Origin of the sequence: Paenibacillus ferrarius (assembly GCF_002027705.1) — a bacterium.
Classification (GTDB): domain Bacteria; phylum Bacillota; class Bacilli; order Paenibacillales; family NBRC-103111; genus Paenibacillus_E; species Paenibacillus_E ferrarius.
In genome coordinates, this window is the sequence record NZ_MBTG01000045.1 from 35,756 (window position 1) to 50,857 (window position 15,102).

Genomic DNA, 15,102 nt, shown 5'->3' on the forward strand with positions numbered 1-15,102 from the left:
GCTGATTCGGCAATTGCAACAGGTTCACACATACAGCTACAGCATCCATCCGGACCGCTTGCTCAATCACTTTTTCCATTCTGCGATAAAAAAATGCAAGCTCCTAGATCCAACTCTAGTGCTCGCATGGTTTACCTGCTCTTTTACAGCTCCCATCATAATACCGTGAATAAAGAGCGACAGCTTCATTTGCATGCTCATATTGAGAAAAAAGAGCTTTAGGCGAGTAAGCATGAGCTATCCACTTGTCAATGATACCGAAAAAGGAGAGATATCTGACGATCCCCCCTTACATCCTTCTTAATAACCTTCCATTAATGACTCTTGCACAACTTCTCCTGTTTCTTTACGATACCGTAGCGTAACAATTTCGAAGCCATTCAACTTGATTTCCTTATGCAAGTTATTTTCCGGGAAATACAACTTGGCCGTCTCACCTCTACCTGACGATTCAAATAAGCGCAAAATATAACCATCTCCGTTCTCGGCTCTCTTGAACGCAGTCAATTGAACGCTTGAAGCTTCAAGCTGGAACGGGGATTGCGGCTGCGTGCCTTCGCCGGTTGGGAAGAATGAAAGCGCATATGGCTTTTCATGATGGAACAGCGCTTCCGTCTCGATCGCAGCGAAGCGATTCTCTGTTGCACCCGCGTTCAACCAAAAAGAGAACGCTCGTTCCCCTTGGTCTATGCGAGGGAGGAATCGATCCTGCGGTAAGATCGCTCGTTCCCCAATCGGGTGGGCACAATATCCTGCGCCGCGGAGCAAGGACAAGCGAATCTCACCCGCTTGATAATCGGAACCATAGACGGAATCGTTAATTAACGTCACAGCACGAGCGGTGCGATCATTCGCAGATTTTTCCTGCGCAGCTACCCAGCGTTGGGCAACAACTTCTTCGCCATCCCTCTTTAATTCACTGATGCCGTAAGCCGTCTGCCCCACATACGCCGCTTCCTCCAATAAGGTAGGTACGGACCATTTCAGCATTTTATCCTTCTCGTTCCAATATACACGCACATGAATTTCAACTTCCGTTCCTTGCATTGGAAGCTTATAGGTTTGACAGATGACGGAATCGCCATAGCTGAGTAACGTCTCGATAACGGTGCGAACCGGACCATCCTCCACCACACGAACAGAGGCTAACTCACCTTGCTTAACGCCGCTGAACGTTGTTCCGTTACGAGGGTTCATCAGCTCGAATTCCCCTTCTACGCTGTCAAAACGATTCACGTCCATCCGCCATGGATCTTCATTATCGGTCACGACGATCGGCTTGCATGCAGATGGCTTCAAGTAAGAAACGCCATCCACTCGATACGAATCGATGAGACCTGTTGAACCGTTGATGATGACTTCCAGTCGCTCAGAACGGAAAATCCAATTGCCGCCCTCTGGCAGAAGCGCAACCGCTGGACGCTCCGGGATCATTTCCAATCGACAATCGAATCGGTTCATGGTCATCGGCTCGAGTACTGCTTTGAACACAGTGCGTTTCCTCCAATCCAAGTTCAAGTTACTCAGCTCTTTCTCTGGTTGTGAAGGCACCTGCTGTCCGCCTCGGTAGACCACAGGGAGCGAGAATTCCTCGTTCCAGTTCTGATCTTCCAGCATAAATTCACATTCTACTGTCGTCTCCATTGGGAATGGATGCGGATTAAACACAAGAATCGGATATTCCTTGAGCTGTGCTTTCGGCTGACCCTTCGCTAAAGCGAAGAAAGCTCTAGCTTTCATCCGTGCGACAATTTCCAATCCATGATCCAGCGTTCGAATAGAAGCTTCTTCTGCTGGCTGTACGGATGTACCGGTTAAGATGTCATGGAATTGTGCGGTCATCAGATCGCGTAAAGCTTCGTGCATCTCCTTATGCGGATAAGCAAGTAAACCATTCAGCGCAGCTGCCGACAACATTTTTTCCGTCATAAATAATTCACTTTCCAGCTTACGATGCTTCTGCTTAATACGGATCATCGATGTGTAGCACCCAACAAATCGGGGATTCAAATCGCCGTCAAAGCTAGGTAATTCAATCTCCGCAAGGAGTTCCTTAAAATACGCTTCCGGCGTGGAATGCCGAATATCAAAGCCCGTATTCGCTTTCATCAACTCCGCAATGTGACCCAAATCTTGCCGAGAAGGGCCCCCGCCATGATTTCCGACACCCCATAGAACAAGACCAACCGGTTGATCCCCTAGCTGCTCCATATGCTGCTTGATTTTCTCTATTGATTTACCCAGCAAGGTGTTGTAGCCATCTTTCACCTTATGGGCAGCTAGTTTGGAACCATTAAAGCCTTCCCAAATAAAATCCTGTCCTGGAAGCTCGGGAAATGAATCTGGACGCATGAACACATAAGAATCATAGCCAGCCTGCTGCATAATCTGAACGAGCCCTTTACTATGTCCAAAAGAATCGAAATTAATTGCCGTTGTTGGCCGTGCACCGAATTGCTCCGCGAAATACGTTCTGCCGCTCAGCATCTGTCTAACGAACGATTCGCCAGAAGGCATGTTGCAATCCGGCTGCAAATACCAGCCACCCATAATATGCCATTTTCCCTGTTTAACGAGCCCCTGTATACGAACAAACAGCTCAGGTTCATACTCTTCAATCCACAAGTAAAGCAGAGCCTCATTATGGTTAAATACGAAGCCGCCATACTCTTCGCAGAATTCAGATGCTGCACGGAAGGTCGAAACCGCCGCTGCTGCCCCCTCTTCCCATTCCCATTGCCAAACTGGATCTAAATGCGCATTGCATAATAAGTGTAATGATTTCATCGCATATCCCCTCACTCAGGATGGAGCTCCGGCTTCCATCGCCAGTTTATTTTTCTTATACATGTCCATATAGTAAGCAAGCACTTTGCATAGCCCAAATGCTGCACTTCACCACGAAAGGCACCTGACACAACGGACCTATCGCACCATTGGTGTAGGATTGATAATTGTTGCATTTTCCTATTCCTGTTCGAACGCTGTAATTTTTGTCTTCCCTCCTTGATTTGCGGATGTTCCATCCTAGTGAATCATATTTATAATCGAGGGCTAGCTTACCCTCAGGCATTTCCTTCGCAACATCATCCGTTTGTATGCCCGATTCAAAATTGAAGGCAAAGGGTTTGCCAAAAATTTTCACTGCAGTTGTTTTCGGAAGCTCCGTATGACGGGCTATATTTTCACCTGTAGGAGGCTCGTCATCTTGCTTTGTACAACCGGCAACGACCACGAACATGACCGCAATTTCTGTTCCATTCATCTATTGCTTCACTACGAAGGCAGGGCCTCCTTCCATGATCTCTCGACCATCTCATTGTATGGAGTATAAAAAATAGAAACCAATCCCTCCATGACGGATCGAATGAAAAGGTGCACATTCTCTGTATCTTAAGGGACAGGCTTACGAATTAATACTATAATCTAGGACTTTTCGTTTGATTTCAGGTACTTTCGTCAGCTGCCCCTTTGATCTGAATCGGAATGCGCACGATCACAACCGTCCACTCATTCTCTTCGCTTTGCTGCATGAAATACGAAACCGACATGCCTGTGCGCTGCTGGTGTCAACCAATCTAAATATGTCTGATATTGCCGTTGTAAGCACATTTTAATAATTAAGTTATCAAAGGGCCTTACGATTTCTCGTAAGGCCCTGCTTTAAGCAATTTTTTCTATTTCATTCTAATGCACCAGCCGCCCATCCCAAAACCTAATAATCCGCTTCGCCTGCTCCGCAACCTGCCGATCATGCGTAATCACAATAATCGTCCGTCCCTGCTCATTCAGCCGCCTGAAAATATCCATAATCTCCGCGCCTGTCTTCGAATCCAGCGCCCCAGTCGGCTCATCCGCCAAGATAATCGGCGGATCGCCAGCCAACGTGCGCGCAATAGCAACACGCTGCTGCTGCCCACCTGACAGCTCCGACGGAAAATGCTTCCGACGGCCCAGCAGATCAACCGCTTCCAACGCTTGGAGGACAAGCGGCTCCCGCTGCTTTCTCGACAGTCCCCGGTAAATCAACGGCAACTCCACATTCTCATAAGCACTTAATCTCGGCAGCAGGTTAAAATTCTGAAACACAAACCCGATCTTTCGATTCCGAATCTCGGCTAATTGTGAATCCTTCAGCGAGTGAATCTGCTTCCCATCGAGCACATACATGCCTTCGTCCGAAACGTCCAAACAGCCGATGATGTTCATCAGCGTGGACTTACCGGAGCCCGAAGGCCCCATAATGGCGACAAACTCACCTTGTGCGATGTCTAAGGAAATGTCGTCTAGGGCGCCGATTGTCTCCCCGCCCATGTGATAAAATTTGCTAACATGCTCAATATGGATTAAGGCTGTCATTGTGTTCGCCCCCCATTATTTGATGCCAAATAAATGAAGAATACGATTCACCGACGTATCGACCTCAACTTGTTGACCTTACCGCTTCGCCTTATAAAACTCATGATAAAGCTTCATGAGCGCCCGCTTCTCAATCCGCGACACATACGAACGCGAAATCCCCAGCTCCTTCGCAATCTCCCGCTGCGTCCGCTCTTCCCCGCCTAACTCCAATCCAAACCGCCCAACCACAACTTCCTTCTCCCGCTCATCCAAGATCTCCAAATTCTTATATATCTTTGATTTCTCTATTTTCAGCTGTACAGCATCCACCACGTCGTCAGCTTCACTGCCGAGGATGTCAATCAACGTAATTTCATTCCCCTCTTTGTCCGTTCCAATGGGATCATGCAAGGACACATCTTTCCGTGTTTTCTTCAATGAACGCAGATGCATCAGGATCTCGTTCTCGATACAACGAGCCGCGAAAGTCGCGAGCTTCGTGCCTTTGTTCGGCGAGAACGATTCGATCGCTTTGATCAATCCAATCGTCCCGATGGAGATCAAATCCTCCAAATCTTCCCCTGTGTTATCGAATTTTTTCACTATATGCGCGACAAGTCTTAAATTATGCTCAATCAGTTTGTTTCTGGAATGATCATTGCCTTCTGCCATAAGTCTTAAATGTTTTTCTTCCTCTGCCTCGGTAAGAGGTTGAGGAAACGCATTATTCTTCACATAGGATACAAGCAAGGTTAGCTGCTTAATTAATACAGCTATTGCGCTAAACAATCCAGGCATTTCAGCCACCCCCTTCAGTGTTAGCGGATCTTAGCTGTTCGGAAGTCTCCGCTTTGAGCTTAGTATTAGTGTATGTGGGTGGGAGCCTAGAAGTGCCTGTACCGATTAACTTAGACGAAGAAGTCATCTGGAACTAGCTCATTTAAATTGACTTTTGGGCACCTTGTTACACTTAAATGAGAAAGTAACTTTTGCCTCCTCTGAAGAAACTCATACATCGCCTGCTCTTTTGAGATCTCCATAAGAAAAAACTTCAATTTAACGTCGTTAAACTCTCTATACTTATTGATTTCTGACATACAAATAAATCCTCTGGCCCCAAGTTCCTCTACCTTAGAAATATCTATAACCACCACATCCAACAATTCACTGATTCCAAAGATACTTAGAAATTGTTGAACTAGAACAGTTGGTTTCGTCTCTAGGAGAGAGATTGTCCCATAATTGGAGATAACCTTTTTCTCTTTTTGAAGAATTATTGAAGAACCTGCATGCTTTCTAAGTCTATACCACTCAGCAGTTAAGCTCTCCAATTTTTTATGATACTCATGCCATACCCTCAATTGATCCTGAATATCCATTTCAGCCCACCATATATTGTCTGTACGATGTAGAACTTGTACTTGATACATTTGAACAGTGGACAAGAAAAAGAGACGTAGCGGAAGCAGTTCTCCATTCGGATCAAGGCTTCCAGTATACGTCTCAGGCGTACAACACGCGATTAGAAGCATTCGGCGTTAAAGGCAGCCACTCTCGCAAAGCAACCTGCTTAGATAACGCATGCATCGAATCCTTTTTTTCGCATCTCAAGACAGAGAAGTTGTATCTTAAACAGTGTAAATCAGGAATGGACATTTGTTGGGAGACAACCGACATCCGCCCTCAAATAAAGGACGCGATGTCGGCTTTAAACTTAACGGCCAAACTCCTTATCGATTATTTTATTGTGAGCTTGCACCACTTCCTCGGCTACCGAGTTGATGCACGTTACCAAAATATGCTGCCCGCCTAGAGATCCGACGGCTCTCGATTCAAATCCGAAAGTACCCCCTGCATGCCCCCAGTATGATTGCCCGTCCGCAGTTTTTATTTCATAAATCCCTAGTCCGACTTTACCTATAGGTGAATCTACTGTCGTGAGCATCTGATCCATTATCTCTTGATTTAGAAGCTTTCCACCCAACAGCGAACTGAAGAATGTGGTCAAATCTTTGGCTGTTGAGACTATATCTCCGGCTGCATTTGCCCATGATTGACTCATTTCTGTTAAATCATACAAATGACCCGATCTGTCCATATTATATCCTGTGGCATGCTTACCTGGAATATCGTGACTATTTTCCATTACAAATGTCTCTGTCATCCCGAGCGGTTCGATGAACCGTTTTCTGATCTGCTCCGCATACGTATCTCCTGTTATCTTCTGAATAATTTGACCGGCTAGTACAGTATTCATGTTCGAATAGTTCCAGCCCTTCCCTGGCTCATATACAGGCGGCTTTGCTAGTCCCATGCTGATAAGCTCGTCGGACGAATAGTAACGGAATGGATTTTGAGGCAAGGTAATATCTCGAAAATCAAGATCAGTATAGCTCGCAAGCCCGCTTGTATGGTTCAATAATTGACGAATTGTAATTTTGTTTCCGTCATACCCATTACCCTTTATGACCCCCGGCAGCCATTTTTCCACCGAATCATCCAGGTTCAACTGTTTCTCCTCAGCCAACTGCAATACAACGGCAGCAGTGAATGTCTTCGTGATGCTTCCAATACGGAATGAAAAATCCGGCTCCACCGGGCGTGGTACTTCGAAACTGGCCGTACCTGTAGCGTAAGACCAGCGTTCCCCGTCCTGTAGCCCGCCAGCTACGACACTTGGGACTCTTTTGTTGGTAACTACTTGATCCATGACGCGTTTGACTTCTTCCCGATGCTTTCTTTTCTTTTCTTTCTCGGTATTGCCAGCTTTATCGATAGCTTGATAGGTTGCCGTCTGACCCTCTGCGTGGACAGTTCCATAAGCAGGGAAAGCCAGTGTACCCGCCAATATAGCTGTTAAAGTAAGTACAACTCCTTTTTGAATGTTAAATGATTTCATAACGCATCGCTCCTATTTTTTTGAATGTTGTGCTGCTTTACCCCCTCACCTTACCCCCGAAATTATTAAATCAAATAGTGATAAAACCGCCAAACCTTTGATGACATCGTAATTTGGACCTGTCATATATACCGTATGACAAACTGTCAATTGTCTTATATGACGTGCTTGCTATTCTAAGTTCTAACCGTTTCCCCCTCTCTCGCTTGACGGATCGAGAAGTTATGTTGCATGATAGGTCAGATTCATTCGAAAATTAATTTTATAAAATAATACAAGTAGGTGTGCATAATTCGTGTTCTCCATAATGAAAAAATGGTTCTGGAATGACTGGATACTTGTGGCCATACGAACGCTTTGGCTGGTCATTATCGCAAGCGCTGGTTTTATCGATCCATCATTAGTCGATGCGTCGCTTTGGGTTGTACTTTTTCTTGCTTTTGTCGTTTATCTCTTTCCATTAATCGTCTGGTGCAGGAATACAGATCGGTATCTTGCAGTCGAAGTCACGGTAGCGGGCTTATTCCATCTTTTTTTAGCCTATGCAGCCCCGGGATTGCTTTGGTCTTTTATTTTACTCGTGATAACTATCGGCTTGACGAGCAGTCGAAGAACCTATGTGTGGACAGGTATCCTTTGCGGAATCGTATTCCCGATATTGAACGGTTGGATAGCTGATCGTCTCCCGTATGAGTTTATTGTTAGCTGCAGCCTTGGTTTTGCCATCGGCTTCGCGTTTAATATATTAATTCAGTCCCATAAGCAAGCTGGAATTATTCAAGAGCAAAATCTGTTGCTGGAGCAGCATATTAAGCGGATTGAGGAACTTACGCTGATAGAGGAGCGCAGCCGGCTGTCACATGAGCTGCATGACACAATTGGCTATGCGCTTACCTCGCTCATCGTCGGCGTCGAATCCCTGCGATCGTCCGTATCAGATTCGCAGATTGGGAAGATCGATTCGCTTGTCGGAATCGCCCAACACAGCCTGATTGATATCCGAAAGCATTTGCACCAGCTCTCTCATTCTCCGTTGAGCCATACCTTAAGTGAATTGCTGCAGCAATTAACCGAAGATTTTAAGAAGTCGACAGGTCTAACGGTCAACTTCCGTGTGATCGGCAGTGAGACGCTCGTTATGCAAAAAATAAACATTTGCCTATATCGTTGCCTTCAAGAGTCTCTAACCAACGCGGTTCGGCACGGCAAGGCGAGCGTGATATCCGTTCAGTTGCATTTCCATAGTCAGCAGCTCCGGTTACAGATCGAAGATAACGGCATCGGAATGGAAGAAATCCAATTTGGATTTGGGCTGGGTGGGATGAAGGAACGGCTTGAACTATTTCACGGCACGCTGTCTGTGCATTCCGAGTCTGGACAAGGAACTTTCGTCATATGTAATATTCCGCTGCAGACAGAGCCTGTCCATGACACGATCCGCCTGCTGATCGTTGATGACCAGGCGATCATTACCGACAGTTTGAAGCAAATTTTGGATCAGCATCCTGATTTTATCGTCGTTGGCCAGGCGGGGGACGGGCACGAAGCATTAGAACACTGTGAGCGATCCCAACCGGATATCGTGCTAATGGATATTCTTATGCAGGGAATGGACGGGCTTGAAGCTTTACTTGAGATGAAACAACGATGGCCTGATATGAAGGTTGTGCTCATGACAACGTTTGAGGATTCCTTGCAGGCAGCAACTGCATTGGAGCGCGGGGTGGAAGGCTACATGCTGAAGTCGGTTCATCCGCGGGAAATGAAGGAAGCTTTGAAACTTATTTATAACGGAGGAACATGGATCGACCAATCGGTCGCTACGCGAGTTTTCGAAGAGATGAAGCGTCAACGTGAGCAATTGGAGAAGATCGGCTCAAGTCAGGAAAATCACCCGTACGGGCTTACGAAACGCGAGATGGAGATTCTGAAGCAACTGTCGAACGGACTGCGTTACAAATCGATCGCCGCCAAGCTATTTTTATCGGAGGGAACGATCCGTAATTACTGCTCGATTCTCTACTCGAAGCTCGGCGTCAACAACCGCGAAGAAGCTATAGAAATGGCCCGAACGAAGAATATCGTGTAGGCGCTGGAGAATTTCGGGCTCGTTGTGGTAGCAGATTGAATGAACCTGCAAGAACTTCATAATTATAATGATACGTTCTGTCCGCTTCATCGGTAACCGCAATAAGCAGTTCTTTATTGGTACCTGCAGCCAGTTGTTTTTGATAACGCACCACTTTATCGCCCATCGTGGCTACCCATATTGAACATGAAATATAACCCTCTCTAATGAAGAGGGCTGAGCATTTTGGCATAGATTAGCTTTACTCTTCCCGATATATCCTTACCACGCACTCCACATGTGTTGAGACCGTGAAAGGAATATATGTTCTCCTTTATATTCATCCCCCTTGTTGAGGAAGCCAATAATTTTATCTACATCTCGGTACATCGCCCACTCCATAAATGCAATCGGATCAACGCAAATGGGATTCGTAAATCCGCGAACATAAAACTTCCCTTGATAAATGTCCTTTATAATATCAGTAGCTCGTCCAGCAAGCCATTTCCGCATATATTTTACATTTGTGAATTCTGTAGCCGCTCAAACTCTCTGAGCGGTTATTTGTGTTGTTAGTGGTACAGCGGCGGATAAAAAGAAAACCACCTAGCGAGGGCTAATAGCAAGGCGGTTGAGATTAATCCCGATTTATATACTAATTTTATTTATCATAAATTTCTTTATCCATGTAATCTAGTGCTTCATCTAGATACTTAAATGCTCTATCATGACCACTAAAATCTAAACCATCTACTTCTCTCCTTAGCGAAATTCCCACCCCGTCTTTAGGAGTAACTTGTATTATAAAGAAATTCGTGTCGCCATCATTCATATCTATCCAAATAGCCACACCAGATTGACCTAGATATATATTCCAATGTGGATATCTGTTAGTTAGTAGTTCTCTAATTTCGTCAATTGTCATCAAATCAATTGCCTCCTGCTTTGGTGAAAATAAGGTCCCCAATAGACTTATCTTTGTTTCTTAAGTAGGAATTAATTGTTCCATTAGGAGATATTTTAATTATATTCCCAAAAGTTGTTGCCTCAATCCCACCATCATAAAGGTGACCCCACAATACAAGCAAAGCGGACTATACAACCACGTATCATTTTTAGCGAATACACTATGATTTATTTTCTTGAAAAACCCTACGAATCTGAAGTCTCCTATCGCCCGAAGCAAGAAAACAGAACCGCAAACGACACACCCAATTCTTGTCATCATACTCGCTTGTAAGTACTGTGTATAACCGCTCTGAACGAGAAGAATAAGGCACGCAATTAGCAAAAGTACAGCCACAAATAAGGTAGCCATCTTACCGGGAACAAATGCAGGCCTATTCTCCCCCGCTTGGGATGGTATAGCTGCATGTTTACCCCAGCGCCCCCCGAACGCCCAATAAACATGTACGATGCTGATCAGCGTCAAAAGACTTACAGTAGATAATGTCATCACCAATTTCATTTGAGAAACCTCCTAGCACGCCAATAACATACGCGTACGTATGTTGAATTATTTTTAATGTCCCTAGAGGCCATTCAACCACATTAGGGACATGCCTAATCAGATATGCAATAAAATCTTCAACATCTTCTCTATATCAAAATTTGGATTAGCCTCGAATCGGGTCATCCACCCTACATAGGTTAAATACGTAAGTCTTGCTCTGTCTATTGCTTCAGCAAGTTCCAGTCCATTGTGTTGATGCAGCTTAGCAATAAAACTAATTCTTTGTTCCTCTATCTCCAATAGACGTGACGCAACAATAGGATCGTGCTTGGCCCATGCATAAATGCCGATTTCAATTTTCTTATCACGATTAAAGCTAATGTGAAGAAGCTGCTCAAGTGAGAAATTTTCTTGTTCAATGGTCTGAATAATCCGTTTAGTCGCATACATTTCCCAATAATCCAACATCGAATCGAGAAGTTCTTTGCGGTCCCGAAAGTAGTGGTAGAAGCTCCCTTTGCTTATTGTCAGCGTACGAGCAAGTAATTCGATACGAACTTCATGGATGCCAGCTTCGGCTAGTTGATTTAACCCCGCTTTTACCCAGTCTTCCCTAGTTAATTGCATGCTTCACCCCAAGATACGGTATCGTATGTTTTCTTCAGAGTACTCCCCTTTTTTTATTTTGTCAATTACGAATGAAGACACCGTACTCCTCATTGCATCACAAAAAAGGGCTATCCTTCAGCCGCTTCTTCATCGGCCCAAAAGATAACCCCTGATGTTACTTCACAATAATGAGCACCTTTGTGCCATCTTCATACTTTTCCAGCTGATTAGCAATCCATGATCCTGCGCCACGATTATCTGAAGGCGTTACATACTGGATATCTGCGCCTTTGCCGCCTTCCGCACACATGGCCATTGGGAATTCGTCTCTGTCGTAGCCTTTCTTGGTCGGGACACCCTTGAGAGATTCCTTTCTGTTTGCTTCAGCACCTTTGCGATTAATTGTGCAAATTCGGGATTCACCATGTTCTTCCGCTGCCTTGATGTGTGCCGCAGTCTCAGGAAATCGCTCTGATGGGACAACGAGTGTAACCTGGGTTGACGTGTTCTGGGAAAGTGTTGTTTGGTAGACGTAAAAACCTGCAATTACGAGCACTGCAACGATGAATAGATAGATAGTTTTCTTTTTCATTTTATGTACCTTGAATAATCGTATAATTCCACTGCATTCAAAGCCTCTTCATGCCTCCTTTATTAAAATCGTGCTTTTATTTTAATCGTTCTTTCATAGATTTGCACGTTTCCGGCCCAGTTTACAAGAAAACCATCGGAACTCTAGCAGCTCTTTAATTTTGGGCAGTCGAAACGGAACTAGAGTACGCTATTTGGTTAAAAAGGCCAAAAATGCTTGTCAAACGGAACTACAGGACGCTATTTCTCTCATTTTCGCTCAAAAGGGGACTTCAGGGAACAAATAGCGTACCACAGTTCCGCTACAGGGAGATTTTAGCCCTTTCCGCGGGAAATAGCGGATCATAGTTCCGTTTCATTTTACTGCCGCCTCCCTTACTCCCCGTCATATCCCCTCAAGGGCTCCGCAATCCGCAGCTTATACTCCGCATGGAATTGATCCCGCGCAGCAGCATGGACATAATCATCCACATAATGCATCAGCAGCATTTTCGCTTGAATCGCAACCGGCAGCGTTAACAGCTCTTCTAGCGAAGTATGTGAAGGCAGTTGGTCATTCTGCAGATGACACTCGTAATAAATGGTTTGCACCTCATCCGCTATGCTGAGAATGTAGCTTTCGTCAAATCTCGTATCGCCGCTAAAATAAAAATAAGGCTTGCACAGCAGACCATAGCTGAGCATATCCGGCACATGCAGGGTTTGAACAAGCTCGAAGCGTATGCCGGCAATTTCGAATTCATGATCGACACAGATGATGTCAAAATAGTCCTCAAACTCGCGCTTGCCGCGTGTTGTCAGCTCCAGACCATGGCGCAAACATTGCCACAGATCCGCTTTTAACCCTGTAGGGATATAAAGCTTCGGCTTCGTTTGGCCTGGATACACTTTGTGAAACAGCGCAAGCTTCTGCAAGCCATTGATATGGTCCTCATGCAAGTGGGTGATAAAAAGGTTCTCGATCTGATTAAGCTGCATGCCCAGTCGATGTAAGCCAAGATGATTGGACTCTGGGAAATCAATACATAAATTGGTCCCGGCAAAAGTCAGAAGCGCACTGTTGTGCCCTTGCTCCAAGCTAAATCCATCACCACAACCCAGAAATGTTACCTTCACAAAAACGCCTCCAATTTTCTTATGTGAATCCTAGCACATTTATACTATGATTTGTTGAAGAGAGTAAATTGCTGCCATTATAGGAGGACACCATGAACAAATCACAGAAGGCGAAGCCCAAGATTCACCTGCGATCATCCCTTTTTATCCTCATGATATCGTTAATTATTGTACTACTAACCGATAGCGTATTCTACTATTACACGAAACGAATGTTGACTTCAGAGCTCGAAACCAAGCTGCAGCTGATTGCGGATAATGTCGCTATCTCTATCAAGCACTCCAGGTCCGGCGAAAAATATGTGGAGAATCTGATTGGCCAAAATCTGCGCACAGCTGCGATTGCGGCACAATATCGTCTCGATCCCGATATCGAGAAAGTAACGAATGACGAGCTTGCCGAGATCAGCAAGGATTTGATGATTGATCATATCACACTGATGAAACGCAGCGGTGATGATATCATCGGCTATAAATCCACAGAGCCCAAGGAAATTAATATGAGCACCAAAACGTGGAGCCGAGATTGGTTCAAAGCGTTTAATCAATTGCTCGATACGACAGAGACGAATGTCAAAAGCGGCCAAGCCTTGCCCCACTATTGGTCAGGGCCTATAAACACGTCCATGTCGGATCCCCAGTACGTTGACAAATGGGGTTACTACTATGACGGGCGCACGAATTACATACTGGACCCTTATGTCCATGATACTTTTTTCCAAAGCTATCAGCGAGAAACCGGCGTCAATGCCGTTATTAATGAAATGATTCATGGGTATACCGACCATGGCGCCAAAGAAATTGCCGTGTTTAACCCTCCTATTTTCTTAAAGCAGCAGGAGCAGTTCAAGAAAGAAGGCTACACTTGGTTCTCAGATCGGGAGATTTTGTTCGGGACCTACACGATGAAAGACAGCCGGGATCAAGAGATGGTGCAAGAAGTCATGAAATCCAAGCACATGCAACAAATGTTTACGGAGCTCAACGGTAAAACGTATCTGAAAATGTTCATTCCACTCCAATTTGATTCTCCAGTTGTTATAGGTCTGACAGCGGACTACGAGCAAGTCCAAAGTTCTATTTATCAGCAGCAAATCAGACTGCTTTTACTAATTGGAACAACGGCTTTCTTTGCTTTCCTGTTCGTCATACTGAGCATTCGGTTCATGAACAAGCGGCGTGAAGCGACGGCCGAAAGCGTTCAAGAAGTCTACGTCGACCACATTGACGCACTGTTTCGTTCGATGAAAGAACAGCGGCACGATTTTAACAATCATGTCGCCACGATTCATTCACTCGTTCATTTGAAAGAGTATGGAGAATTAGATCGGTATACCTCCGAAATCATTGGAGAAACAACGGCCTTAAATGATATTATCCAAATCAATGTGCCCGCCTTGTCCGCTATCGTACAATCCAAAGTGATTCAAGCCGTCGAACGTAAAATCACCTTCATCCATGAGGTGGCCAATCTAAAAAAAGTTCATCTTGGTGCTGTGAAAGCGACAGATATGGTTCGAATGATCAGTAATCTCATTGACAACGCCTTCGATGCCGTTGCTGCTTCCCATAAAGATACAGAGCGGATTGTGCGTCTCATTGGCTATTCGCAAGGCAGTTCCCTGACGTTTCAGGTTATTAACAATGGAGATCCGATTCCGGGTGATTGCTTGGAACGTCTATTTGAGCCAGGCTTCTCTACGAAAAAAGATTCCGGGCAGCACACAGGCTTAGGCTTAAGCATCATTCAGACACTCGTTAATAAATATGGCGGCAGCATTCACGTTAACAGCCTGCCCACTGAGACCTGTTTCACCATTTCCATTCCTTTATAACGCGAATTAACGAACATTAATGAATTGACAACATATAATGTTCGTATTATGATAATCAAGGCGCTAAGAAACAGCCACCTATATGAATATCGTTCGTATATCCTTGAGAATTGGCTTAAGGGTCTCTAGAGGGAGCCATAACTTCCTAGCTACGACGGGTACTTGCTTTCGCATACCTGTGTGGCTGGGT

The 15,102-nt window shown here is 45.0% G+C and carries 12 protein-coding genes, 2 pseudogenes and 1 riboswitch; of the genes and pseudogenes, 3 read left to right on the forward strand and 11 right to left on the reverse strand.

All coding sequences use genetic code 11. The features are described 5' to 3' along the window. Positions 1-300: 300 nt before the first annotated feature. The 5 genes from BC351_RS32440 to BC351_RS41830 form a co-directional block, all read right to left on the reverse strand. Positions 301-2,787, reverse strand: coding sequence for a glycoside hydrolase family 38 N-terminal domain-containing protein (locus BC351_RS32440; RefSeq protein WP_079418863.1), 2,487 nt, complete (start codon positions 2,785-2,787; stop codon positions 301-303). A gap of 55 nt (positions 2,788-2,842) precedes the next feature. Then, positions 2,843-3,265 carry a hypothetical protein gene (locus tag BC351_RS32445; protein WP_079418865.1) on the reverse strand — a complete coding sequence of 141 codons (423 nt, stop codon included), beginning with the start codon at positions 3,263-3,265 and terminating at the stop codon, positions 2,843-2,845. Positions 3,266-3,687: 422 nt separating this feature from the next. Beyond that, positions 3,688-4,359: an ABC transporter ATP-binding protein gene (locus BC351_RS32450; RefSeq protein WP_079418867.1), complete on the reverse strand. Its 672-nt coding sequence runs from the start codon at positions 4,357-4,359 to the stop codon at positions 3,688-3,690. Between the two features lie 78 nt (positions 4,360-4,437). Continuing rightward, positions 4,438-5,139: an RNA polymerase sporulation sigma factor SigK gene (gene sigK / locus BC351_RS32455; protein ID WP_079418869.1), complete on the reverse strand. Its 702-nt coding sequence runs from the start codon at positions 5,137-5,139 to the stop codon at positions 4,438-4,440. A 110-nt stretch (positions 5,140-5,249) separates the two neighbouring features. Continuing rightward, positions 5,250-5,720 (reverse strand): hypothetical protein, encoded by a 471-nt coding sequence (locus BC351_RS41830; protein ID WP_144028594.1) that lies wholly within the window; start codon positions 5,718-5,720, stop codon positions 5,250-5,252. Positions 5,721-5,746: 26 nt separating this feature from the next. Between BC351_RS41830 and BC351_RS43640 the strand changes: the two are divergent. Beyond that, positions 5,747-5,971: pseudogene (locus BC351_RS43640) on the forward strand (IS3-like element ISBth8 family transposase); the annotation flags it as partial. An 84-nt stretch (positions 5,972-6,055) separates the two neighbouring features. Here the strand turns inward: BC351_RS43640 and BC351_RS32465 are convergent. After that, positions 6,056-7,096, reverse strand: a pseudogene (locus BC351_RS32465) (serine hydrolase domain-containing protein); the annotation flags it as partial. A gap of 439 nt (positions 7,097-7,535) precedes the next feature. Here BC351_RS32465 and BC351_RS32470 point away from each other — a divergent pair. After that, positions 7,536-9,329 (forward strand): helix-turn-helix transcriptional regulator, encoded by a 1,794-nt coding sequence (locus BC351_RS32470; protein WP_079418873.1) that lies wholly within the window; start codon positions 7,536-7,538, stop codon positions 9,327-9,329. A 640-nt stretch (positions 9,330-9,969) separates the two neighbouring features. Here BC351_RS32470 and BC351_RS32480 read toward each other — a convergent pair. The 5 genes from BC351_RS32480 to BC351_RS32500 form a co-directional block, all read right to left on the reverse strand. Next, the gene (locus BC351_RS32480; protein WP_144028595.1) at positions 9,970-10,236 is read right to left on the reverse strand and encodes a hypothetical protein; all 267 of its coding nucleotides are present in this window, start codon (positions 10,234-10,236) and stop codon (positions 9,970-9,972) included. A gap of 96 nt (positions 10,237-10,332) precedes the next feature. Then, entirely contained in the window at positions 10,333-10,776 is a 444-nt protein-coding gene (locus tag BC351_RS32485) for a DUF3995 domain-containing protein (RefSeq protein WP_079418879.1), read from the reverse strand. 99 nt (positions 10,777-10,875) lie between these two features. Next, positions 10,876-11,388 carry a TetR/AcrR family transcriptional regulator gene (locus tag BC351_RS32490; RefSeq protein ID WP_079418881.1) on the reverse strand — a complete coding sequence of 171 codons (513 nt, stop codon included), beginning with the start codon at positions 11,386-11,388 and terminating at the stop codon, positions 10,876-10,878. A gap of 157 nt (positions 11,389-11,545) precedes the next feature. Continuing rightward, complete coding sequence (locus tag BC351_RS32495; protein WP_079418883.1) at positions 11,546-11,962, reverse strand: NucA/NucB deoxyribonuclease domain-containing protein; 417 nt, start codon at positions 11,960-11,962, stop codon at positions 11,546-11,548. A gap of 374 nt (positions 11,963-12,336) precedes the next feature. Beyond that, on the reverse strand, positions 12,337-13,077 hold the full coding sequence (locus BC351_RS32500) for an MBL fold metallo-hydrolase (RefSeq protein WP_079418885.1): 741 nt from the start codon (positions 13,075-13,077) through the stop codon (positions 12,337-12,339). 92 nt (positions 13,078-13,169) lie between these two features. On the opposite strand from BC351_RS32500, the gene BC351_RS32505 reads away from it, so the two are divergent. Beyond that, positions 13,170-14,912, forward strand: coding sequence for a sensor histidine kinase (locus tag BC351_RS32505; RefSeq protein WP_079418887.1), 1,743 nt, complete (start codon positions 13,170-13,172; stop codon positions 14,910-14,912). A 73-nt stretch (positions 14,913-14,985) separates the two neighbouring features. After that, positions 14,986-15,084, forward strand: a riboswitch (purine riboswitch). Positions 15,085-15,102: the final 18 nt, after the last annotated feature.

Excerpts from the sequence above, each read along its gene's own strand:
- BC351_RS32440 (WP_079418863.1), bottom strand. The coding sequence starts at position 2,787 with ATGAAATCATTACACTTATTATGCAATGCGCATTTAGATCCAGTTTGG.
- BC351_RS32445 (WP_079418865.1), bottom strand. The coding sequence starts at position 3,265 with ATGAATGGAACAGAAATTGCGGTCATGTTCGTGGTCGTTGCCGGTTGT.
- BC351_RS32450 (WP_079418867.1), bottom strand. The coding sequence starts at position 4,359 with ATGACAGCCTTAATCCATATTGAGCATGTTAGCAAATTTTATCACATG.
- sigK (WP_079418869.1), bottom strand. The coding sequence starts at position 5,139 with ATGCCTGGATTGTTTAGCGCAATAGCTGTATTAATTAAGCAGCTAACC.
- BC351_RS41830 (WP_144028594.1), bottom strand. The coding sequence starts at position 5,720 with ATGGATATTCAGGATCAATTGAGGGTATGGCATGAGTATCATAAAAAA.
- BC351_RS32485 (WP_079418879.1), bottom strand. The coding sequence starts at position 10,776 with ATGAAATTGGTGATGACATTATCTACTGTAAGTCTTTTGACGCTGATC.
- BC351_RS32490 (WP_079418881.1), bottom strand. The coding sequence starts at position 11,388 with ATGCAATTAACTAGGGAAGACTGGGTAAAAGCGGGGTTAAATCAACTA.
- BC351_RS32495 (WP_079418883.1), bottom strand. The coding sequence starts at position 11,962 with ATGAAAAAGAAAACTATCTATCTATTCATCGTTGCAGTGCTCGTAATT.
- BC351_RS32505 (WP_079418887.1), top strand. The coding sequence starts at position 13,170 with ATGAACAAATCACAGAAGGCGAAGCCCAAGATTCACCTGCGATCATCC.